Consider the following 21,673-nt stretch of genomic DNA (forward strand, 5'->3'; position numbering starts at 1 on the left):
CGCGGGAGCGGGCGGCGGGCCTTCGGGCTGTCGCTTGCCCAGTGTTCTAGTCCTTCGTGAGTGCGGTCGTACTGCTACCTAGAGTACGTGTCGCGGGCGTGTCCGGTTCCCGCCGGGCCACCGGCACCGGAGCGGGCTCCATCGGGACGGCCCCCACCGGGACCCGCTCCTCGGGCGCCCCGAACAGCATGCGCCGTACGTCGGCGCGGGCCTCGCGCACGCTGCGGCGGGCGGCGGCGATGGCCTGCCGGGTGGCGCGGCCCGCGTCCTTCACCGCCCGCACGGCCGGCCGCCAGACTCCGTCACGTACCGCGTGCCCCACGGGAGTGAGAACCGAGCGGTACACCCAGCGCGCCGGGTCGACGAAGAGCCACCGCAGGAGCCTGCCGAGGAAGCGGCCCACGGCGAGCGAGACGTACCCGGCGACGCGCCAGGCGTGTCCTAGCGCGGCGCCGATCTCGCGGGCGACGACCGCGATGCCCCGCCCGATGGGCGCGAGCACCCAGCGCCACAGGGCGACGGAGGGCACGACGAAGATCCAGCGTCCCAGGGCGCCGAGTACCGTCCCGATGCCCCGCAGCAGCCAGCCGATGCCGGCCCCGATCCCCCGGACGCTCCAGGCGATGCCCGCTCCCAATCTCTTGGCCAGCCAGGCGAGTCCGTGCCCGATCGGCGTCAGGACGGACGCGTACAGCCACATGACCGGAATCACGACAAGCACCCGCCCCAGCCACCCGAGCCCCGCCCCGACCGGCACCACCACATACCGCCAAAGACCCACCCACGGCCACACGAAGACCGCCTTGAGCAGCCACCCGAGGCCGATGCCCACGCCCCGCGCGAGCCAGGCGAGTCCGTGCCCGATCGGCGTCAGGACCGACGCGTACAGCCACATGGCGGGAATCACGACCAGCACCCGCCCCAGCCACCCGAGCCCCTTGCCCACCGGCACGAGCACATACCGCCAAAGACCCACCCAGGGCCACACGAACACGGCCTTGAGTAGCCACAGTGTGACGGTGGTGACGCCGAGTGCGACCGGCGTGATGACGTACTCCATCAGCCAGGCCAGCGGCGTGACGATCAGCGTCCGCCCCAGCCACGCCAGAGCGCGCCCCACGGGCCGCAGGCCCCTGAAGTACAGGAATCGGCCGCACACGGCGAGGGCGTCCCACACCAGGCGCACCGGCACGACGAGTACGAGCACCACGATCCGCACCGGGATGCGGATCGCGACGGCGAGGCAGCCCTCCGCCTGTGGTCGTGGTGGGGTGAGCGGCTGCTTTTCCAGGTCCATGCCGTCCTAGACGCGTCAGTCGTGGGTGCTGGTTCGGTCAGGCGCCGGTCGGGATCCAGTACCGCAGCTTTCCGCCGCGTTCGTCCTCGAAGGCGCCGCCCGCGCCCTCGATCACCTTGCGCGAACCGGTGTTGTCGGTGTCGCAGGTGACCAGGACCGATGCGAGGCCCAGCGCGCGGGCATAGGGCAGGGAGCCGATCAGCATGGCTGTGGCGTGGCCGCGGCGGCGGGCGGTGGGCCGCACGTCGTAGCCGATGTGGCCGCCGTACTCGCGCAGGAAGCGCGTGTTGATGTTGTGCCGGATGGCGAGGCGGCCGAAGTAGTCGGCCCCCTGCGCGTACCAGAGGGTCGTCACGGGGACGGCGAGCGGCTCGGCGGGGTGCGTGGCGGCGCGGACCTCGGTCACGTAGCGCTCGAAGACCACCGGGTCGTGCCACTTGTCGCCGTAGTCGCGCAGGGTGCGGCCGAGCGTCGTGTCGTCGTCATCGCCGCCGCGCCCCTCGGCGCGGAACTCCTCCATCGCGGCGATGAAGGAGTGATGCACGAGGCCGGTGGGCGGCACGAGTCGAGGACCCGCTCCGGCCACCGGCCCCGGCCGCGCCATCTACTTCACGACCGACAGCGGAAGGAGCTTCTTGCCGGTCGGGCCGATCTGGATCTCGGTCTGCATCTGCGGGCACACGCCGCAATCGAAGCACGGGGTCCAGCGGCAGTCCTCGACCTCGGTCTCGTCGAGCGAGTCCTGCCAGTCGTCCCAGAGCCAGTCCTTGTCGAGACCGGAGTCCAGGTGGTCCCAGGGCAGGACCTCCTCGTACGTGCGCTCACGCGTGGTGTACCAGTCGACGTCCACGCCGAACTCGGGCAGCGTCTTCTCGGCGCAGGCCATCCAGCGGTCGTAGCTGAAGTGCTCGCGCCAGCCGTCGAAGCGGCCGCCGTCCTCGTAGACCGCGCGGATGACCGAGCCGATGCGGCGGTCGCCGCGCGAGAGCAGGCCTTCGACGATGCCGGGCTTGCCGTCGTGGTAGCGGAAGCCGATCGAGCGGCCGTACTTCTTGTCGCCGCGGATCTTGTCGCGCAGTTTCGTGAGGCGGGCGTCCGTCTCCTGCGCCGACAGCTGCGGGGCCCACTGGAAGGGCGTGTGCGGCTTGGGTACGAAGCCCCCGATGGAGACCGTGCAGCGGATGTCGTTGCCCGCGACCTCGCGGCCCTTGGCGATGACGTTCGCCGCCATGTCCGCGATCTGCAGGACGTCCTCGTCGGTCTCGGTGGGCAGGCCGAGCATGAAGTACAGCTTCACCTGGCGCCAGCCGTTGCCGTACGCGGTCGCGACGGTGCGGATCAGGTCCTCTTCGGAGACCATCTTGTTGATGACCTTGCGCATCCGCTCGCTGCCGCCCTCGGGGGCGAAGGTCAGGCCCGAACGGCGGCCGTTCCTCGTCAGCTCGTTCGCCAGGTCGATGTTGAAGGCGTCGACGCGGGTCGAGGGCAGCGAGAGGCCGATCTTGTCTTCCTCGTACCGGTCCGCGAGGCCCTTGGCGACGTCCGCGATCTCGGTGTGGTCCGCGGAGGACAGGGACAGCAGGCCGACCTCTTCGAAGCCGGTCGCCTTGAGGCCCTTTTCCACCATGTCGCCGATGCCGGTGATGCTTCGCTCCCGCACGGGGCGCGTGATCATGCCGGCCTGGCAGAAGCGGCAGCCGCGGGTGCAGCCGCGGAAGATCTCCACGGACATGCGCTCGTGGACGGTCTCCGCGAGCGGCACCAGGGGCTGCTTGGGGTAGGGCCACTCGTCCAGGTCCATGACGGTGTGCTTGGACACGCGCCACGGGACACCGGACTTGTTCGGTACGACGCGGCCGATCCGCCCGTCCGGGAGGTACTCGACGTCGTAGAACCCGGGGACGTAGACGTTGCCGGTCCTGGCGAGGCGGAAGAGGACCTCCTCGCGGCCTCCGGGGCGGCCCTCGGCCTTCCACTCCCGGATGATCGCGGTCATGTCGAGCACGGCCTGCTCGCCGTCGCCGATGACCGCGCAGTCGATGAACTCCGCGATCGGCTCGGGGTTGAAGGCCGCGTGGCCTCCGGCGAGGACGATGGGGTGGTCGACCGTGCGGTCCTTGGCCGACAGCGGGATGCCCGCCAGGTCCAGGGCCGTAAGCATGTTCGTGTAGCCGAGCTCGGTGGAGAAGCTGAGCCCGAAGACGTCGAACGCGCTGACCGGGCGATGGCTGTCCACGGTGAACTGCGGGACGTCGTGCTCCCGCATCAGCTCTTCGAGGTCCGGCCAGACGCTGTACGTGCGCTCGGCGAGGACGCCCTCGCGCTCGTTCAGTACCTCGTAGAGGATCATGACGCCCTGGTTGGGCAGCCCGACCTCGTACGCGTCGGGGTACATGAGCGCCCAGCGGACGTCACACGCGTCCCAGTCCTTGACGGTGGAGTTGAGCTCTCCGCCGACGTACTGGATGGGCTTCTGGACGTGCGGGAGAAGCGCTTCCAGGCGTGGGAAGACGGACTCGACAGGCATCACAGCGTCTTTCGGCAGGGTTCTCATGATCTGGCAGGGGTGACCATCAAGCGTACCCTGGTACTCAGCCGCCCAATGCCGACCGCAGTTTGGGCCGGGAGGCCCGGTGCCATACCGCCGGCAGCTCGTTCTCCCGCTCGGCGGCCCTGGCCTCCTCCTGGCCGTACAGAAGACCCCAGGTGAAGGCGGTCTCGCCCGCCGCGTGGGCCTGGATCGCGAGGTTCCGCAGGGCCTCGCGCGCGACCACGCTGTCCTGGTGATCGCCGAGCACCTTCTGGACGGCCTTCATCCGCTTCGCGAACCGCTTGGCGGGCTTGCCGAGCGCGGGCTTCGCCGCCTCACCCGCGTAGCGGGCGCGCTTGGCGGCCTTGCGGGCGCCGTGCATCGCCACGTCACGCTCCTCCCCTGGCGCGAGCGCGAGGGCGTGTTCGATGCGGGCCTCCAGGCGGGCGAAGTCCTTCCGGGCGGCCTTGGGCAGCGCCTTGCCGGGGGACGCGGTGGCGGCCTTGCGCAGCGGCGGGTCGGCGAGCAGCGCGTCCACGGAGTCGAGGAGCTGCACGTACCGGCGGCTTTCGAGCGCGGCGACGGTCCTGCTCCGGGCGTCGACGGAGCCGCCGACGTTCCAGATACTCAGGCGGGCCCGCACGGGACCCAGGAGCAGCGTCCCCGGCACGGCGTCGATGCGGCCGGTGAGCCGCTCGGCCAGGACCTCCTGGTCGCGGTCCACGCCGAGTTCGCCCGCGAGCCACTTCAGTTCACCGCCGATCGGGTCGGTGACGGAGCGATCGAGCAGCTTCCGGTACGAGCGGAACGCGCTGCGCATGCGGCGCGTGGCGACCCGCATCTGGTGCACGGAGTCCGGCAGGTCGCGGCGGACGTCGGGGTCGAGGGCGACGAGGGCGTCGCGCTGGGTGCGGACGTAAGCGAGGACGTGGTCGGCAGCGGTGACGGGGTCAGGTTGCACGGCGGAGTCCTTCGGAAGGGTGACGGTGTACTGCTCACCCTTCTGCCCCTTCTTGCCCTTGGCAGGCTTCAGCGTGCCCTCCGCGACCAGCTGCTTGGCCGCGCTCAGCGCCGTCCCCGCCTGGGCCTTGGCCAGTTTCGACGCGGCCGCCGACCGCTCGACGCCGAGCTTCTTCAGCTCCTTCTCGATCGCGTCGAGCAGCACGGGATCAACTCCGTCCGCGAGCTCCACCTCGATCTCGGCCCACTCGGCGGTGCCGCCGCCCTCCGTGAGCCGCTCGGCCCTGACCCGGTCGATGCTCAGCTCGGCCAGGAGCGCGCCCTTGCCGTCGAGGAGGTGACGCAGGTCCCGCGCGGTCAACAGCCGCATGACGGGGACGAGTTCGGCGCCGCGCACCCGGGAGCGCACCAGCTCGGACAGCTCGGAAGGCACCGAGTCCGACAGGGGTGCCTGGATCTCGTCCCGCGCGCCTTCTATGCGGGACACCGGCAGTTTCAGGTGCCAGCCCTCGTCGTCGCCGCCCGTGCGGCGGCGGAGCGTGATCGAGTCCGAGAGCAGGAGTTGGTCGGTCGTGTCGTGATAGACGGCGTCCAGTGCGACGACACCTTGGTCGACGACCTTCGCCACTGAGGCGACACCGGTCAGGTCAGGCAGCTCTGCGGCTGCTTCGACGTCGTACTTCCGCTCGATTTCCCGCTTTGTCTCCGCCATGAACCGAATCTAGACGGGATCCGGGGCGCTGGGCAGTCCCCCAGCCGCCCCGGAGCCGAGCTAGGCCGACATCGGCCGCTGCACCTTGATCGACTGGAGCAGCCCGACGGCCACCCAGACCGCGAACATCGATGATCCTCCGTACGAGACGAAGGGCAGCGGCAGGCCGGCCACCGGCATGATGCCGAGCGTCATCCCGATGTTCTCGAACGACTGGAAGGCGAACCAGGCGATGATCCCGGCGGCGACGATCGTGCCGTACAGCTCGGTCGTCTCGCGCGCGATGCGGCAGGCACGCCAGAGCAGGATGCCGAGCAGCACCAGGATGAGGCCCGCGCCCACGAAGCCGAGCTCCTCGCCCGCGACGGTGAACACGAAGTCCGTCTGCTGCTCGGGCACGAACTGGCCCGTGGTCTGCGAGCCCTTGAAGAGCCCGGTGCCGGACAGGCCGCCGGAGCCGATCGCGATGCGTGCCTGGTTGGTGTTGTAGCCGACGCCCGCCGGGTCGAGCGCGGGGTTGGCGAAGGCCGCGAAGCGGGCGATCTGGTAGTCGTCCAGGACGCCGAGCTGCCAGACGGCGATCGCACCGGCCGCGCCCGTGCCGAGGAGCCCGAAGACCCAGCGGTTGGAGGCACCCGACGCGAGGAGCACGCCGAGCACGATCATCGCCATCACCATGACCGACCCGAGGTCGGGCATGAGCAGCACGATCAGTATCGGTACGGCGGCCAGACCGAGGGCCTGCACGACCGTGCGGTGGTCGGGGTGGTCCCGGTCGCCCGCGTCCACCCGGGCCGCGAGCAGCATCGCCATGCCCAGGATGATCGTGATCTTCACGAACTCGGAGGGCTGCAGCGAGAAGCCGCCGCCGAGGACGATCCAGGCGTGCGCGCCGTTGATCGTCGCACCGAGTGGGGTGAGGACGAGCAGGACGAGCAGGACGGAGATGCCGTAGAGGATCGGCACGGCCGTCCGCAGCGTCCGGTGGCCGAGCCACACCGTGCCCGCCATAAGGGCGATGCCGATGCCGGTGTTCAGGAGGTGCTTGAACAGGAAGGAGTACGGATCGTCGCCGACCAGGTCGGTGCGGTTGCGCGTCGCGGAGTAGACGAGCGCGGAGCCGATCGCGGAGAGCGCGATCGCCGAGAGCAGTATCGGCCAGTCCATCCTGCGCACCAGCGAGTCACGGGCGAACAGGCGGGACGAGAGCGAGGAGCGCTCGGGCCCGTAGCCGGAGACGGAGAAGCCATTGTTGCCGGCCACTAGTCGCGCCTCCCGTTCGCGGGCGCGCCCGCCAGTTCCTGCGGCGCCTCGGACGGCTTGGGGGCCTCCGGCTTGTACGGCTTGATCTTCGGGGACTTGATCGAACCGTCGGTCTCGATCTTCGGCAGATCCTTCTGCGGCTCGGGGAGCAGGGCCTTCTTGGGGTCCTGCTTGCCCTCGTCGTCGAGGCCGTAGAGGCCGTCGTAGATCTTTCGGACGGCGGGGCCCGAAGCACCGGAACCCGTACCGCCCTGGGAGATCGTCATCACGATCGAGTAGTCCTTGGTGTACGTCGCGAACCACGAGGTGGTCTGCTTGCCGTGGACCTCCGCCGTACCCGTCTTGGCGTGCATCGGGATCTTGTCCTGCGGCCAGCCCTGGAACCGCCAGGCGGCCGTTCCCTTGGTCGCCACGTCGGCGAGCGCACCGTCTATGTCGGCGCGCGTCTTCTCGCTCATGGGCAGCTTGCCGTGCGACTTCGGCTTGATCTCCTGGACCTGCTTGCCGTCGGCGCTGACGATCGCCTTGCCGACGGTGGGGTTGTACAGGGTGCCGCCGTTGGCGATGGCGGAGTAGATCGAGGCCATCTGTATCGGCGTGACGAGGGTGTCGCCCTGTCCGATGGAGTAGTTGACGGAGTCACCGGCGCGCATCTTCATGCCTTCGAGGCAGTTCTCGTACGCGATCTTCTCGACGTAGTCCCCGCCCTTCTTGCCCTGCTTGCACCAGCCGTCCTTGTTGGCCTTCCAGTAGTCCTTCTTCCACTGGCGGTCCGGGACGCGTCCGGTGACCTCGTTCGGCAGGTCGATGCCGGTCTCCTTGCCGAGACCGAACTGGTGGGCGGTCTTGTAGAACCAGTCCTTGGCGTCCTTCTTCGGCTTGTTGCCGCCGTCCTTGGCCCACTGGTCGTGCGAGAGCTTGTAGAAGACGGTGTCGCAGGAGACCTCAAGGGCCTGGCCGAGGGTGATGCTGCCGTGGCCCTGGGACTCGAAGTTCTTGAAGACCTGGCCACCGATGGAGTACGAGCTGGGGCAGGGGTAGCTGCCGTTGAAGTCGTAGCCCGCGTTGACCGCCGCCGTGGTCGGGATGACCTTGAAGATGGAGCCAGGAGCCGCCTGACCCTGGATGGCGCGGTTCAGGAGCGGGTAGTTGGACTTCTTGCCGGTGAGCTGCGTGTAGTCCTTGCCGGAGATGCCGCCGACCCAGGCGTTCGGGTCGTAGGTCGGGTTGGACGCCATCGAGACGATGCGGCCGGTCTTGTTCTCCATGACGACGACGGCGCCCGCGTCGGCCTTGTAATTCTCGTTGGTGTTCTTGTCGAACTCCTGGCGGGCCTTCTTCATCGCGTCGTTCAGCCAGTACTCGGACAGGGCCTGTACGCGCGCGTCGATACTGGTGACGACGTTGGCACCGGGCTGGGCCGGGTCGTCCTTGGCCTTGCCGATGACGCGGCCGAGGTTGTCGACCTCGTAGCGGGTGACGCCGGCCTTGCCGCGCAGCTGCGCGTCGTAGGTCCGCTCCAGGCCGGAGCGGCCGACCTGGTCGGAGCGCAGGAACGGCGAGTTGGTGTGCTCGGCCTTCTTGATCTCCTCGTCGGTGACGGGCGAGAGATAGCCGAGCACCTGGGCGGTGTTGGACTTGCCGGGCGCGGCGTAACGCCGGACGGCGGTGGGCTCGGCGGTGATGCCGGGGAAGTCCTCGGCGCGTTCACGGATCTGCAGTGCCTGCTTGGGCGATGCCTCGTCCGTGATCGGGATCGGCTGGTAGGGCGAGCCGTTCCAGCAGGGCTGCGGGGTCTTGGAGTCGCAGAGGCGGACCTTGTCGGAGACTTCCTTGGGCGTCATGCCGAGGACGTCGGCGAGCTTGGCGAGGGCCGCCTTGCCGTCGTCCTTCATCTTCATCAGGTCCGTGCGGGACGCGGAGACGACAAGGCGGGTCTCGTTGTCGGCGATCGGCACGCCGCGGGCGTCGAGGATCGAGCCGCGTACGGCGGGGTCGACGACCTGCTGGACGTGGTTGCCGGAGGCCTCCTCGGCGTACTCCTCGCCGTTGCGGATCTGGAGGTACCAGAGGCGGCCGCCGAGGGTCAGGAGGAGGGAGAGCACGAGGATCTGGATGACGATGAGACGGATCTGGACCCGCGGGGTCCGGCCGGTCTCGGGAATGTTGGTCACAGGCGCTTGACCCCCTTGATGCGTCCGGCGCGCGCGACGCGGGCCTTGGCCGCCTTCATCCGCAGGCCGCCGCGCTGGTTGCCGATGCGCAGGCCGGTGCCGGACGAGAGCCAGCCGGACGCGACGTCCGTGGCGGCCTTGTTGGCGGGTGAGGTCTCCCCCAGTGGGTCGTTCTCGGCTCTGCGGGCGAGCGCGATGATCAGCGGCACCGTGAACGGCGCGAGCAGCAGGTCGTACAGGGCAGCCGTGAAGAGGAGCTTGACCATGCCCACGTGGCGGGCCGCGGTGTCGCCGACGAGGGCGCCCACGCCCGCGTAGAGCAGGGTCGATCCGATGGCCGCGCCCACGACCACGACGAGCGGCGCGGTGGCCGACCTGAGCCGCCCGGTCTCCGGCTTGGCCAGGCCCGCGAGGTAGCCGACGACGCACAGGACCAGGGCGTAGCGCCCGGCCGCGTGGTCGGCCGGCGGTGCCAGATCCGCGAGGAGTCCGGCGCCGAAGCCGATGAGGGCGCCGCCCACATGGCCGTAGACCAGGGCGAGGCCGAGCACCGTGAGCAGCACCAGGTCGGGGACCGCGCCCGGCAGTTGCAGCCGGGCGAGGACGCTGACCTGGATGACCAGGGCGACGACGATCAGGGTGGTGGAGAGCAGGATTCGGTTGAAGCGCATGGGTCCGGGGCTCCTACTGCTCGTTGCCGTTGTCGGCGCCGTCGACCGGGGGCTGTCCTGACGGGGTGGCCGTGACGGTCACCGTCGGGGTCGGCTTCGGCTTGGCGGGCTTGTTCGGCAGGACCGTGTCGCGCGGGTCCTCGCGGGGCGCTTCGACGACGACTCCGACGATGTCCAGCTTGGTGAAGCCGACGTACGGCTTGATGAAGATGTTGCGCGTCAGGTCACCGCCCGACGGGTCGACGCGGACGACCTCACCGACGGGTACGCCCGGCACGAACGGCTTGTCCTTCTGCGAGCCGAAGGTGACCAGGCGGTCGCCCTTCTTGATCTCGGCCTTGCCGTTGAGCATCTGCACCGACAGCGGGCGGTCGCCCTGTCCGGTGGCGAAGCCGAGCTCGTCGGTCTTCTCCATGCGGGTGCCGACGGTGAAGTCGGGGTCGTTGGCGAGCAGGACGGTGGCGGTGCTCGGGCCGACCGTGGTGACGCGGCCGACCAGGCCGTCGCCGTTCAGGACGGTCATGTCCCGCTTGAGTCCGTCGTTGGCACCGGCGTCGATGGTGACGGTCCAGGAGAAGCCCTGGGCCGCTCCTATGCCGATGACTTCGGCGCCCTTGATGCCGTACTGCCCTGCGCCGGCGCTCTTGAGCATGCTGTCCAGCTGTCTGACGCGACTGCGGTTGCGGTCGTCGCTGCCGAGCTTCGCCTTCAACGCGGCGTTCTGCCGCGTGAGTTCCGCGATCCGGTCATGCCGGTCACCGGAGTCCCGTACCGCGCCGATCGCGTTGCCGATCGGGTCGACGGCGGACGACACGCCGTTCTCGACCGGGCCGAAGACCGTGGCGGCGGCCTGGCGGGCACCGTCGACCGGCGAGTCCTCGCCACCACGGATGTCCACCGTGATCAAAGCGAACGCGATGGCGATCAGCAGCACCAGGAGCAGCCGGCTCTCTCGTGTGTCCCTCACGTGCGGCGGCCGTGCCTTCCTCAGTTGGAAATCCTTGGAATTCTGAGCAACTGTGCGTATGTAGGAGCAAATCTAAACAATCCGATTCCGCGGCGTCTGCGGACGCCGCGGAATTGTTATGCCTTGCCCTTGTTTTGCCTTGCCTCTATATCAACGATCCGCCGCACGAGGTGACAGGCACTCGTACGGCGGACACCCTTTCAGCGGGTTCGCGCCACCCTCAACGGCGCGGCGATGCGTCGAGCACTTGCTGGAGCGCCTCGAACTCCTCGACGCACTTGCCGGAACCGAGCGCCACGCTGTCCAGCGGGTCCTCGGCGATGTGGATCGGCATGCCCGTCTCGCGGCGGAGACGCTCGTCGAGGCCGCGCAGCAGGGCGCCGCCTCCGGTGAGAACGATGCCGCGGTCCATCACGTCACCGGAGAGTTCCGGCGGGCACTTGTCGAGGGTCGTCTTGACCGCGTCGACGATCGCGTTCACCGGCTCCTCGATGGCCTTGCGGACCTCGGCGGCGGAGATGACGACGGTCTTGGGCAGCCCGGAGACCAGGTCACGGCCGCGGATCTCGGTGTGCTCGTCGGCGTCCATGTCGTACGCCGAACCGATGGTGATCTTGATCTGCTCGGCCGTGCGCTCACCGAGAAGGAGGGAGTACTCCTTCTTGATGTGCTGGATGATCGCGTTGTCCAGCTCGTCGCCCGCGACGCGGATCGACTGTGCCGTGACGATTCCGCCGAGCGAGATCACGGCGACCTCGGTGGTGCCGCCGCCGATGTCGACCACCATGTTGCCCGTGGCCTCGTGGACCGGCAGGCCGGAACCGATGGCCGCGGCCATGGGCTCCTCGATGATGTGCACCTGGCGGGCGCCGGCCTGCGAGGAGGCCTCGATGACGGCGCGGCGCTCGACTCCGGTGATGCCGGATGGCACACAGACGACGACCCGCGGGCGGGCGAGGTAGCGCCGCTTGTGGATCTTCAGGATGAAGTAGCGGAGCATCCGCTCGGTGATCTCGAAGTCGGCGATGACGCCGTCCTTCAGCGGTCGCACGGCAACGATGTTGCCCGGCGTGCGACCGATCATCTTCTTGGCTTCGGCGCCGACAGCGAGGATGCCACCGGTGTTGGTGTTGATCGCGACGACGGACGGTTCGTTGAGAACGATCCCGCGACCCCTGACGTACACCAGCGTGTTGGCGGTCCCGAGGTCGACAGCCATGTCACGGCCGATGAACGACATGTTGTTCCCCATGAGGATGCGTCTGGCCTTCCCTGGAGCTTCTGATGGCTTTTTAGGTAGGCGAGGTGGGTGCTGTGTGGCGTGGAGGCTTCCATCGTAGTCTCGCCTGCACGAACACGGCGCTAGGGTCTTCGCCATTGTCAGCAGATGATGCGCCGCCTCGCTCTTGGAGACGTGCCATCGGAGGCACGGGTTCCCCCAATTGGGGCGCATATGCCAAGGGGCGGCCGGTTTTCTCGGCCACCCCTGGTCAGGGCCGTGCCCTGCTGACTGGGCGTCAGAAGTCTTTACGGAACTCTTTACCTGTGTCCCTCAGGTGTCCGTCAGGCGAGACGCGCCCGGCGTCAGACGACACCCGGGAAGAAGATCTTCAGCTCGCGCTCGGCGGACTCCTCGGAGTCCGAAGCGTGGATGAGGTTCTCCCGGACGATGCTGCCGAAGTCGCCACGGATGGAGCCGGGCGCGGCGGCGATCGGGTCGGTCGGACCCGCCAGGGCGCGCACGCCCTCGATGACACGCTCACCCTCGACGACGAGCGCGACGACCGGACCCGAGGACATGAAGGCGACCAGCGGCTCGTAGAAGGGCTTGCCCTTGTGCTCGCCGTAGTGCTGCTCCAGCGTCTCCTGGTCGAGCGAGCGCAGTTCGAGCGCGGAGATCGTCCAGCCCGCCTTGCGCTCGATACGGCCGATGATCTCGCCGATCAGGCCACGACGGACGGTGTCGGGCTTGAGCAGGACGAGAGTGCGCTGGGTCATGTGCGGCTCCAAGCATTTTTTCTACGAGCATGTGGGTTGCCCGGCAGAATACCGGCACCCACTACACCGCGTTACCTCCGGCCCCGGCCATGATCCGCCGCGCGGGGTCTAGGCCTCGGCCTCGGCCTGCGCGGCGAACCTAGCCTTCGCCTCGTCGATCTTCTGGCCGAAGTGGATCGAGGCCCACCACAGCGCGGCGAACACCGCCCCCATGAAGAACATGATCGGCACGACGAAGCCGCTCGCGATGAGCGCGATCTGCAGCGCCCAGCCGAGCTGCACCCCACCGGGCCTGGTGATCATTCCGCACAGCAGGACGCAGAGCAGCATCGTGATGCCGCAGACCGTCCAGACCGTGCTCATCGTCAGATCCGGGTCCTTCATGGCGACAAGACCGGCGAAACCGACGACGAAGAACTCGCCGATCAACGTCGAAGCGCAGAGCGTACGCACAGGAGTCAGCCCCTCCCCAGGAGCAGTCGGGCCTCGCCGACGGTGATGACGGAGCCGGTGACGAGCACGCCGCCGCCCGCGTACTCGCCCTCTTCCTCGGCGAGGGTGATCGCTGCTTCGAGCGCGTCCGGCAGGCGCGGCTCGACCTGGACGCGGTCGTCGCCGAAGACCTCGACGGCGAGGCCGGCCAGCGTGTCCGCGTCCATCGCGCGGTGGCTGGAGTTCTGCGTGATGACGACCTCGGCGAAGATCGGCTCGAAGGCTTCGAGCAGCCCCTTCATGTCCTTGCCGTCGCTCGCCCCGACCACGCCGATCAGCCGGCTGAAGTCGAAGACCTCGCTGATGGCCTCGGCGGTGGCGCGCGCGCCCGCCGGATTGTGCGCGGCGTCCAGGACGACGGTCGGCGAGGTGCGCACGACCTCCAGGCGGCCCGGCGACGACACCGAGGCGAAGGCCTTGCGGATGGTGTCGATGTCCAGGACGCGCGTGTGCTGCGAGCCGATGCCGAAGAACGCCTCCACCGCGGCGAGCGCGACGGCGGCGTTGTGCGCCTGGTAGGCGCCGTGCAGGGGCAGGAAGATCTCCTCGTATTCCCCGCCGAGCCCGCGCAGGGTCAGGAGCTGGCCTCCGACCGCGACCGTACGGGAGACGATGCCGAACTCCAGGCCCTCGCGGGCCACCGTCGCGTCGACCTCCACGGCCTTCTTCAGGAGCACCTGCGCCGCGTCCACGGGCTGCTGGGCGAGGATCACCGTGGCGTCCGGCTTGATGATCCCGGCCTTCTCGGCGGCGATCTCGCCCGGCGTGTTGCCCAGGCGGTCGGTGTGGTCCAGGTCGATGGGCGTGACGACCGCGACCGAGCCGTCGATCACGTTCGTCGCGTCCCAGCTGCCGCCCATGCCGACCTCGACGACGGCGACGTCCACGGGGGCGTCCGCGAAGGACGCGTACGCCATGCCGGTGAGGACCTCGAAGAAGGAGAGCCTGTACTCCTGTTGGGCGTCGACCATCTCGACGTACGGCTTGATGTCGTTGTACGTCTCCACGAAGCGCTCGGCCTCGATGGGGGCGCCGTCCAGGCTGATCCGCTCGGTGATCGACTGGACGTGCGGAGAGGTGTACCGCCCGGTGCGCAGCTCGAAGGCGCTGAACAGGGCCTCGATCATGCGGGCCGTGGACGTCTTGCCGTTCGTGCCGGTGATGTGGATCGAGGGGTACGCCCGCTGGGGTTCGCCCAGGACATCCATCAGCGCGGCGATCCGGCTGACGGAGGGCTCCAGCTTCGTCTCTCCCCAGCGGCTCGCGAGCTCGGTCTCGACCTCGCGCAGCGCCTTGTCGATCTCAGGGTCGGTGGGGCGGGAGGGGATGTCGCCCTGGGGCGGGCCCGCCTGGGTGCGCAGGGTGCGGCTGCCCGCCTCGATCACGGCGAGGTCGGGGTCGCGGTCGGTCTCGGCTTCGACGATCTCTTCGAAACGGTCGTCGTGGTCGTCGTGGTCGGGGTGCGCGCTGTCGGGCGGGGGGAGGTCACTCACGCAGGCCAGTCTACGGAGGGGGTATGACAGCCGCCGCCGGGACCTGCTCGGGCGCCGCTCGGGCGCTCTCGGGACTTTGGTCCTGCCCGATTCAGGACCTTGGTCCCGCCGATCCGGTCGGCCGCCGGGCAAACTTGGCGATCATGGACATAGGTATCGACCTCGGCACAGCGAACACCCTTCTCTACGTCCGCGGCCAGGGGATCGTGCTCAACGAGCCGTCCGTGGTCGCCGTCAAGGAGGGCGCGCCGACCGCCCTCGCCGTCGGTACGGAGGCCAAGGAGACGATCGGCCGGACTCCGGGCTCCATCACCGCGATCCGCCCCCTGCGTGACGGTGTGATCAGCGACTACGAAGCCGCCGAGGAGATGATCCGGCACTTCGTGCGCAAGGCCGTGCCGGGGCGCCGTCCCCGTACGCGGATGGTGCTGTGCGTGCCGAGCGGTGTCACGCCGGTCGAGCGCCGGGCCATCGTGCACGCGGCGCAGCGGGCGGGGGCCCGTGCCGTGCACCTGGTCGAGGAGCCGATGGCCGCGGCGATCGGGGCGGGGCTTCCGGTGGCGGAGCCGCGGGGTTCGATGGTGGTCGACATCGGCGGCGGCACGACGGAGGTCGCGGTGATCTCCCTCGGCGGCATCGTCACGGCGCAGTCGCTGCGGGTGGGCGGGGACCGCCTTGACGAGGCGATCACGAACTTCGTGCGCAAGGAACACGGGCTGCTGATCGGCGAGCGGACCGCCGAGCACATCAAGATCGCGATCGGCTCGGCGTGGCCGGTGCCGGGGGACGACGCGCTGGAGTTCCGTACGTTCACGGTGCGGGGGCGGGAGAAGGTGCGGGGCCTGCCGAAGACGGTGGAGCTGACGGTACGTGAGGTGCGGGCGGCGCTGGAGGAGCCGGTGGAAGCGGTGATCTCCGCGGTACGCACGACTCTGGAGGAGTGCCCGCCGGAGCTGTCCGGCGACGTCATGGAACACGGCATCGTCCTGACGGGCGGCGGCGCGCTACTCCCGGGCCTCGACCTACGCATGGCTTCGGCCACCGGGATCCCGGTGTTCGTGGCGGAGGATCCGCTGGACAGTGTGGCGATGGGGTGCGGCAAGTGCGTGGAGGACTTTGACGGGTTGGAGCGGGTGATGTCGGCGGCGTAGGCCTGCGGCCGGCGGGGCGGGGCGTGTGCGGTGCTGCTCCGTCTTGGGGTGCGGGGCCGCGCCGGTATGTCCGTCCTCGCTATCGTCCGGTGGCCGTTGGGCTGCTTCGGCACCGGAGCGCCGCGAACCGTGCTCCGGGCAGACATACCGGCACGTCCCCTCGCGCGCGCTGCCGACTGCGGGCAGTCGATGGTCGCTGCGGGGCAATCGGGTGGGTGGGCGGGAAAGCTTGTTCGTGCGGGGAACGCTGCGGGCAAGAACCGGGCCTCAGGCCAAGTCACCCGCGGGGAGCGTTGCCAGGACCGCGTAGAGCCCCCCGCAGGGGCCCGCGGAGAGGCTGCCGCCCACCGTGTGGACCCGCTCGGCCATCCCCGCCGTGCCGGTTCCGGCGGAGACGGGGGGCGCGGCGGGCCCGGCCGCGGGCAAGGCGTTGCGGACGTGCACGTGCAGGTGGCCATCGGACACCTGCACCCGTACATCCACCCGCTCCCCCGGCGCATGCTTCGCCGCGTTCGTCAGACACTCCTGCACCACCCGGTGCACGGCGGCCTGCCGGATCGGCGAGAGGCGGTAGGCCGACCCGTCGATCAGGAGGTCGACCGGCGTACCCGCCAGCTCACTGCGCTCGGCAAGCTCGGGAAGCGCGTCAAGACCGGGCGTCGGCGCCCCGTCCACACCCCGCCGCACGATGATCTCGTTCAGCATGCGATGCGCCGACCGCGCCGCCTCGGACAGCTCGTCGAAGCCGTCCGCGAAGGCCCCGCCCGCCGCACGGCGGGCAAGCACCTGCGAGCGCACGCTCAGGAGCGTCAGCTCACGGCCGACGAAGTCGTGCACATCCCGCGCGATACGGGACCGCTCCTGCTGGACCGCGTGCAACGCGTCCGTCTCGGCCCGCTGAGCCTGCAGCGCACGCACCAGGTCCTGCCGGTTGGCCGCCACGCCGACCCCCGCGGCGAGCACACCGATCGGCACGACCAGGCTGAGGAAGGAGCTCAGGCTGTCCCCGCGGTGCACCGGCCAGCCGGGCAGAGTGAACATCACGTACGCGAAGGCCACGTAACCGAGCACGCCGAACGTACCGGCGAGACGGCCGCGGTATCTGCCGAGGGAGTACAGCGCGAACTGGGCGAGGGTCAGCTCGTGCAGCCAGCCGATGAACACGAGCGCCACCGCGTACGTCACCCAGGGCGCCCCGCGGCGCACCAGCAGGGACGCGGCGCCGCAGGTGAGGACCAGGGCGGCGAGCGGGCCGTTGAGGGAGTTGTCCGCCTCGGCGAGGCCGGGGATGTCCAGGCTCATCAGGGCCAGGCAGCTCAGCGCGGTGAGCGCGTCCTGCACCCGGGGCGCACGCGCCCAGCCCCCGGCGAGGCGACGGCCCGCGGCCGTCGCCTGGCGAATCGCCTGGGCGGCGGGCAGGTCGAGCATGCCGTCCATCATCCAAGGTCTTTCTGCCCGAATCATCGGACTTATGACCTTTATTTCGTGAAGTGTGACACGTCGGCGTGGCTGCTCCGGAAAGACCGTCTCCCGGGGGTCAAATCAGACCATGTGGTATGCCCAGAACCCCGGCCGACGGACCCGCCAGCTGCTCGGCGACGGCGCGGTCCTGCTCTGGACCGCGCTGTGGAGCGCCGCCGCCGTCGTCGCCTACCGGCTGGCCTGTCTGCTCACCCGCCCCGCCCCGGAGGCGCCGCCCCCGCCCATCGGTGACCCCTCACGCCTGCCCCTGGTCGGTGATCGCGTCGACTCCGCGCTGCGGGCCGCCGCGGACGTCGCCGGAGCCGGGGACCCGGTGACCGTGCGCGCCGCGGTGATCGTGGGCGCCGTCGTCGTCTTCCTCGTACCCGTCGGTCTCGTGCTCAGCAGCTGGCTCCCCCGCCGCCTGCGCTGGATCCGGCAGGCCGCCGCCGCCCACGAGCTCGCCGCCAGCGACGACGGCCGCGAACTGCTCGCCCTGCGCGCCCTGCTGCGCCCCCTGGACGAGGTAGCGCGGACCGCCTACGAACTCCCCGACGCCACCGCGGGCAGCCTCGCGGAGGGCTGGCGCGGCGGCGACCCCGTCATCATCGACGCGCTCGCCGAGGCAGAGCTCGTACGCCTCGGCCTGCACATCCCCGAGCAGGTGTACATCCCCGTCCAGGAGACGGGCCACGAACACGGGACAGGGCCCATGGAACCGTCCGGTTCCATGGGCCCTGTCACCACCGCCTGATCAGGCACCGCCTGACTAGGCCTGCGGCAGACCGTCCAGCTGGGCCTGCAGCCGGCTGATGTCGGCGTCCGCCTTGGTGAGGCGGCCACGGATCTTGTCGACCACGTTGTCCGGCGCCTTCGCGAGGAACGCTTCGTTGCCGAGCTTCGCCGTGGCCTGCGCCTTCTCCTTCTCGGCCGCGGCGAGGTCCTTGGCGAGGCGCTTGCGCTCCGCCGCGATGTCGATCGTGCCCGACAGGTCGAGCGCGACCGTGGCGCCCGAGACCGGCAGCGTCGCGGTGGCCGCGAAGCCGTCGCCCTCCGGCAGGAGGCGCAGGAGCTGACGGATGGCCGCCTCGTGCGGGGCGAGCGCCGTGCCGTCCAGGGTCAGGCGGGCCGGGACCTTCTGGCCCGGCTGGAGACCCTGGTCGGCGCGGAAACGGCGGACCTCGGTGATGACCTGCTGGAGCGTCTCGATCTCCTGCTCGGCAGCGGCGTCACGGAAGCCGCTGTCGAACGGCCACTCGGCGATCACGAGGGACTCGCGGCCGGTGAGGGTCGTCCAGAGCGTCTCCGTGACGAACGGGACGATCGGGTGCAGGAGGCGCAGGGTGACGTCGAGGACCTCGCCCAGGACCCGGCCCGAGACCTTGGCCGCCTCGCCGCCGCCCATGAACGTCGTCTTGGACAGCTCGACGTACCAGTCGAAGACCTCGTCCCACGCGAAGTGGAAGAGCGCGTCCGACAGCTTGGCGAATTGGTAGTCGTCGTAGAGCGCGTCGACCTCGGCGACCGTCGCGTTCAGCCGGGACAGGATCCAGCGGTCCGTCGCCGACAGCTGCTCGGCGGGCGGGAGTTCACCCTCGATCGTGGCGCCGTTCATCAGCGCGAAGCGCGTGGCGTTCCAGATCTTGTTGGCGAAATTCCGCGAGCCCTGGACCCAGTCCTCGCCGATCGGCACGTCGACGCCGGGGTTGGCGCCGCGGGCCAGCGTGAAGCGGACGGCGTCCGAGCCGTACTTGTCCATCCAGTCCAGCGGGTCGACCGCGTTGCCGAAGGACTTCGACATCTTCTTGCCGAACTGGTCACGGACCATGCCGTGCAGCACGATCGTGTGGAACGGCGGGGTGCCGTCCATCGCGTACAGGCCGAACATCATCATCCGGGCGACCCAGAAGAACAGGATGTCGTAGCCGGTGACCAGAACGGAGTTCGGGTAGAACTTCGCGAGGCTCTCGGTCTCCTCGGGCCAGCCGAGCGTGGAGAACGGCCACAGGCCGGACGAGAACCACGTGTCGAGGACGTCGGAGTCCTGCGTCCAGCCCTCGCCGGTGGGCGCCTCGTCGTCAGGTCCGACGCAGACGACCTCGCCGCTGGGCCCGTACCAGACGGGGATCCGGTGGCCCCACCACAGCTGACGCGAGATGCACCAGTCGTGGAGGTTGTCGACCCAGTCGAAGTAGCGCTTCTCCATCTCCTGCGGGTGGATCTTGACCTTGCCGTCGCGGACCGCGTCACCGGCGGCCTTCGCGAGGGGGCCGACCTTGACCCACCACTGCATCGACAGGCGCGGCTCGATGGTGGTCTTGCAGCGCGAGCAGTGGCCGACCGAGTGCGTGTACGGGCGCTTCTCGGCGACGATGCGGCCCTCGGCGCGCAGGGCGCCGACGATGGCCGAGCGGGCCTCAAGACGGTCGAGGCCCTGGAACGGACCCGGGACCGTGATGACGGCGTGCTCGTCCATGACCGCGATGTTCAGCAGGTCGTGGCGCTGGCCGATCTCGAAGTCGTTCGGGTCGTGCGCCGGGGTCACCTTGACGCAGCCCGTGCCGAACTCGGGGTCGACGTGCTCGTCCGCGACGACCGGGATCGAGCGGTCGGTCAGCGGCAGCTTGATCAGCTTGCCGACGAGGTGCTTGTACCGCTCGTCGTCGGGGTGGACGGCGATGGCGGTGTCACCGAGCATCGTCTCGGCGCGGGTGGTGGCGACGACGAGGGTGTCGTCCCCGTCGCCGTACTTCAGCGAGACGAGCTCGCCGTCGTCTTCCTGGTACTCGACCTCGATGTCGGAGATCGCGGTCAGGCAGCGCGGGCACCAGTTGATGATGCGCTCGGCGCGGTAGATCAGCTCGTCGTCGTAGAGCTTCTTGAAGATGGTCTGGACGGACTGCGAGAGGCCCTCGTCCATCGTGAACCGCTCACGGTCCCAGTCGACGCCGTCGCCGAGGCGGCGCATCTGCCCGGAGATCTGGCCGCCGGACTCGCCCTTCCACTTCCAGACGCGCTCGATGAACTCCTCGCGCCCGAGGTCGTGGCGGGACTTGCCCTCCTTGGCGAGCTCGCGCTCCACGACGTTCTGCGTGGCGATGCCCGCGTGGTCCATGCCCGGCTGCCACAGCGTCTCGAAGCCCTGCATGCGCTTGCGGCGCGTGAGGGCGTCGATGAGCGTGTGCTCGAAGGCGTGCCCCAGGTGCAGGGAGCCGGTGACGTTCGGCGGCGGGATGACGACGGTGTACGGGGGCTTCTCGCTCGCCGCGTCGGCGGAGAAGTAGCCGCGTTCCACCCAGCGCTCGTACAGCGTCCCCTCTACCTCGGCCGGCGCGTACTGGGTCGGCAGTTCGGAGGTGGGCGCTGGTTTCTGCTGCTGAGTGTTCTCGGTCACCGGGCCAGTTTAGAGGTGTCACAGGCCCGTCCCGAAACCGGATTCTTGAGTAACGGTTGCGGCCGGGAGCCACATGGGGGCTCTGCCTTCGTACAGGATGTCGGGAACACATAAGCGTTCGGAGGGGAACCCACGCGATGAGCTACAACCAGCCTGGCCCGTACGGCGGGCAGCAGCCCCAGCAGCCCGGTCCCTACGGGCAGCAGCCGGGTCAGCCTGGCCCCTACGGCCAGCAGCCGCAGGCACCCCAGCCCGGCTACGGCTACCCCCAGCAGGCGCCGCAGGGAGTCCCCCCGCAGCAGGGCGGCTACAGCCAGCCGCAGCAGCCGGGTCCGTACGACCACAACCAGCAGGGCCCCTACGGGCAGGTCCCGCCGCCTCCGCCCGCGGGTGGGGGCAGCGGCAAGAAGACCGGCATCATCATCGGCGCGGTCGTCGCGCTCGTCGCGATCGGCGGCGGCATCTGGTGGTTCACGGCGGGCAAGGACGACAGCTCGTCGTCGGCGGGCAACTCGGCGGTGGCGGACGACGGTGCGCACAAGCTGGTGACGCCCGAGACGGTCATCTCCGACTACCAGAAGCAGGCCACCTCCGACGGCGGCTTCAATGACGACGACATGGAGCGGGCCGAGAAGGACGGCGTCAAGAACGGCAAGCCCGTCGACGCCGATTACGTGTCGGGCGACAAGAGCAACCCGCTGGCCCAGAAGATGATCAAGTTCATGGGCGTCTACGGCGAGATCGACGACCCGTCCAAGGTCGTTGACGGCATGTTCGACAAGATGAAGACGCAGTCGAACAAGGAGGGTGCCTCCACCTCCACCGGCAAGCTGATCGGCAGCCCGAAGAGCTTCGACGCGGACGGTGCGGTCGTCAAGTGCCAGGAGACGGAGGTCGAGGGTGGCGGTTCCGGACCCAAGACGATCCGCATGCCGGTCTGCATCTGGGGCGACAACAGCACGATCGGCGTCGTGATCCCGGTCGACATGGCGAGCGCCATGACCGGAAAGAGTGCCTCTCTGGACGACGCCGCGGACACCACGACGAAGTTCCGCAAGGAAGTTCGCGTCAAGGCCTGATGTCCTGACGGCGCAACTGCGCGCACAGCAG

17 protein-coding genes are annotated in these 21,673 nt (G+C 69.5%); 3 read left to right on the forward strand and 14 right to left on the reverse strand.

All coding sequences use genetic code 11. The annotated features are described in order from the left end of the window. Positions 1-46: 46 nt before the first annotated feature. From ACIBCK_RS04380 to ACIBCK_RS04435, 12 genes are all read right to left on the reverse strand, one after another. Positions 47-1,297: a hypothetical protein gene (locus ACIBCK_RS04380; protein ID WP_399386593.1), complete on the reverse strand. Its 1,251-nt coding sequence runs from the start codon at positions 1,295-1,297 to the stop codon at positions 47-49. 37 nt (positions 1,298-1,334) lie between these two features. Then, positions 1,335-1,859 carry a GNAT family N-acetyltransferase gene (locus tag ACIBCK_RS04385; protein ID WP_399386595.1) on the reverse strand — a complete coding sequence of 175 codons (525 nt, stop codon included), beginning with the start codon at positions 1,857-1,859 and terminating at the stop codon, positions 1,335-1,337. A 42-nt stretch (positions 1,860-1,901) separates the two neighbouring features. Continuing rightward, positions 1,902-3,824: a TIGR03960 family B12-binding radical SAM protein gene (locus ACIBCK_RS04390; RefSeq protein ID WP_399386597.1), complete on the reverse strand. Its 1,923-nt coding sequence runs from the start codon at positions 3,822-3,824 to the stop codon at positions 1,902-1,904. 64 nt (positions 3,825-3,888) lie between these two features. Next, a complete protein-coding gene (locus ACIBCK_RS04395; RefSeq protein WP_399386598.1) occupies positions 3,889-5,499 on the reverse strand; it encodes a CHAD domain-containing protein in 1,611 nt (536 codons plus the stop codon). Positions 5,500-5,559: 60 nt separating this feature from the next. Further along, positions 5,560-6,762, reverse strand: coding sequence for a rod shape-determining protein RodA (rodA, locus tag ACIBCK_RS04400; RefSeq protein WP_399386599.1), 1,203 nt, complete (start codon positions 6,760-6,762; stop codon positions 5,560-5,562). After that, positions 6,762-8,936 carry a penicillin-binding protein 2 gene (gene mrdA, locus ACIBCK_RS04405; protein WP_399386601.1) on the reverse strand — a complete coding sequence of 725 codons (2,175 nt, stop codon included), beginning with the start codon at positions 8,934-8,936 and terminating at the stop codon, positions 6,762-6,764. The genes rodA and mrdA overlap by 1 nt, the downstream gene beginning before the upstream one ends. Continuing rightward, complete coding sequence (gene mreD, locus ACIBCK_RS04410) at positions 8,933-9,607, reverse strand: rod shape-determining protein MreD (protein ID WP_399386602.1); 675 nt, start codon at positions 9,605-9,607, stop codon at positions 8,933-8,935. The genes mrdA and mreD overlap by 4 nt, the downstream gene beginning before the upstream one ends. Before the next feature lie 13 nt (positions 9,608-9,620). Then, positions 9,621-10,574 (reverse strand): rod shape-determining protein MreC, encoded by a 954-nt coding sequence (gene mreC, locus ACIBCK_RS04415; RefSeq protein WP_399386604.1) that lies wholly within the window; start codon positions 10,572-10,574, stop codon positions 9,621-9,623. 220 nt (positions 10,575-10,794) lie between these two features. After that, a complete protein-coding gene (locus tag ACIBCK_RS04420) occupies positions 10,795-11,814 on the reverse strand; it encodes a rod shape-determining protein (protein WP_160505014.1) in 1,020 nt (339 codons plus the stop codon). Positions 11,815-12,158: 344 nt separating this feature from the next. Further along, positions 12,159-12,572 carry a nucleoside-diphosphate kinase gene (ndk, locus tag ACIBCK_RS04425; protein WP_249589932.1) on the reverse strand — a complete coding sequence of 138 codons (414 nt, stop codon included), beginning with the start codon at positions 12,570-12,572 and terminating at the stop codon, positions 12,159-12,161. Between the two features lie 108 nt (positions 12,573-12,680). Beyond that, positions 12,681-13,025 carry a DUF4233 domain-containing protein gene (locus tag ACIBCK_RS04430; protein WP_399386605.1) on the reverse strand — a complete coding sequence of 115 codons (345 nt, stop codon included), beginning with the start codon at positions 13,023-13,025 and terminating at the stop codon, positions 12,681-12,683. A 5-nt stretch (positions 13,026-13,030) separates the two neighbouring features. After that, entirely contained in the window at positions 13,031-14,557 is a 1,527-nt protein-coding gene (locus tag ACIBCK_RS04435; protein ID WP_399386607.1) for a bifunctional folylpolyglutamate synthase/dihydrofolate synthase, read from the reverse strand. Between the two features lie 143 nt (positions 14,558-14,700). On the opposite strand from ACIBCK_RS04435, the gene ACIBCK_RS04440 reads away from it, so the two are divergent. Continuing rightward, a complete protein-coding gene (locus tag ACIBCK_RS04440) occupies positions 14,701-15,708 on the forward strand; it encodes a rod shape-determining protein (RefSeq protein WP_399386609.1) in 1,008 nt (335 codons plus the stop codon). A 267-nt stretch (positions 15,709-15,975) separates the two neighbouring features. Here ACIBCK_RS04440 and ACIBCK_RS04445 read toward each other — a convergent pair whose 3' ends face one another. Next, on the reverse strand, positions 15,976-17,148 hold the full coding sequence (locus ACIBCK_RS04445; protein WP_399386611.1) for a sensor histidine kinase: 1,173 nt from the start codon (positions 17,146-17,148) through the stop codon (positions 15,976-15,978). A gap of 109 nt (positions 17,149-17,257) precedes the next feature. Between ACIBCK_RS04445 and ACIBCK_RS04450 the strand changes: the two genes are divergently transcribed. Beyond that, entirely contained in the window at positions 17,258-17,923 is a 666-nt protein-coding gene (locus ACIBCK_RS04450) for a hypothetical protein (RefSeq protein WP_399386613.1), read from the forward strand. 15 nt (positions 17,924-17,938) lie between these two features. Here the strand turns inward: ACIBCK_RS04450 and ACIBCK_RS04455 are convergent, their stop codons facing one another. After that, positions 17,939-20,563, reverse strand: coding sequence for a valine--tRNA ligase (locus ACIBCK_RS04455; RefSeq protein ID WP_399386615.1), 2,625 nt, complete (start codon positions 20,561-20,563; stop codon positions 17,939-17,941). Between the two features lie 137 nt (positions 20,564-20,700). Here ACIBCK_RS04455 and ACIBCK_RS04460 point away from each other — a divergent pair, with 137 nt between their 5' ends. Next, a complete protein-coding gene (locus tag ACIBCK_RS04460; protein WP_399386617.1) occupies positions 20,701-21,642 on the forward strand; it encodes a hypothetical protein in 942 nt (313 codons plus the stop codon). The last annotated feature ends 31 nt before the right edge of the window (positions 21,643-21,673 follow it).

Source organism: Streptomyces sp. NPDC051218 (genome assembly GCF_044455475.1).
Classification (GTDB): domain Bacteria; phylum Actinomycetota; class Actinomycetes; order Streptomycetales; family Streptomycetaceae; genus Streptomyces.

Bases quoted from the DNA above. Each gene is read 5' to 3' on its own strand.
- mreD (WP_399386602.1), bottom strand. From the start codon at position 9,607: ATGCGCTTCAACCGAATCCTGCTCTCCACCACCCTGATCGTCGTCGCC.
- ACIBCK_RS04445 (WP_399386611.1), bottom strand. From the start codon at position 17,148: ATGATGGACGGCATGCTCGACCTGCCCGCCGCCCAGGCGATTCGCCAG.
- ACIBCK_RS04395 (WP_399386598.1), bottom strand. From the start codon at position 5,499: ATGGCGGAGACAAAGCGGGAAATCGAGCGGAAGTACGACGTCGAAGCA.
- ACIBCK_RS04380 (WP_399386593.1), bottom strand. From the start codon at position 1,297: ATGGACCTGGAAAAGCAGCCGCTCACCCCACCACGACCACAGGCGGAG.
- ACIBCK_RS04420 (WP_160505014.1), bottom strand. From the start codon at position 11,814: ATGTCGTTCATCGGCCGTGACATGGCTGTCGACCTCGGGACCGCCAAC.
- ACIBCK_RS04440 (WP_399386609.1), top strand. From the start codon at position 14,701: ATGGACATAGGTATCGACCTCGGCACAGCGAACACCCTTCTCTACGTC.
- ACIBCK_RS04390 (WP_399386597.1), bottom strand. From the start codon at position 3,824: ATGCCTGTCGAGTCCGTCTTCCCACGCCTGGAAGCGCTTCTCCCGCAC.
- ACIBCK_RS04460 (WP_399386617.1), top strand. From the start codon at position 20,701: ATGAGCTACAACCAGCCTGGCCCGTACGGCGGGCAGCAGCCCCAGCAG.
- ACIBCK_RS04450 (WP_399386613.1), top strand. From the start codon at position 17,258: ATGTGGTATGCCCAGAACCCCGGCCGACGGACCCGCCAGCTGCTCGGC.
- ndk (WP_249589932.1), bottom strand. From the start codon at position 12,572: ATGACCCAGCGCACTCTCGTCCTGCTCAAGCCCGACACCGTCCGTCGT.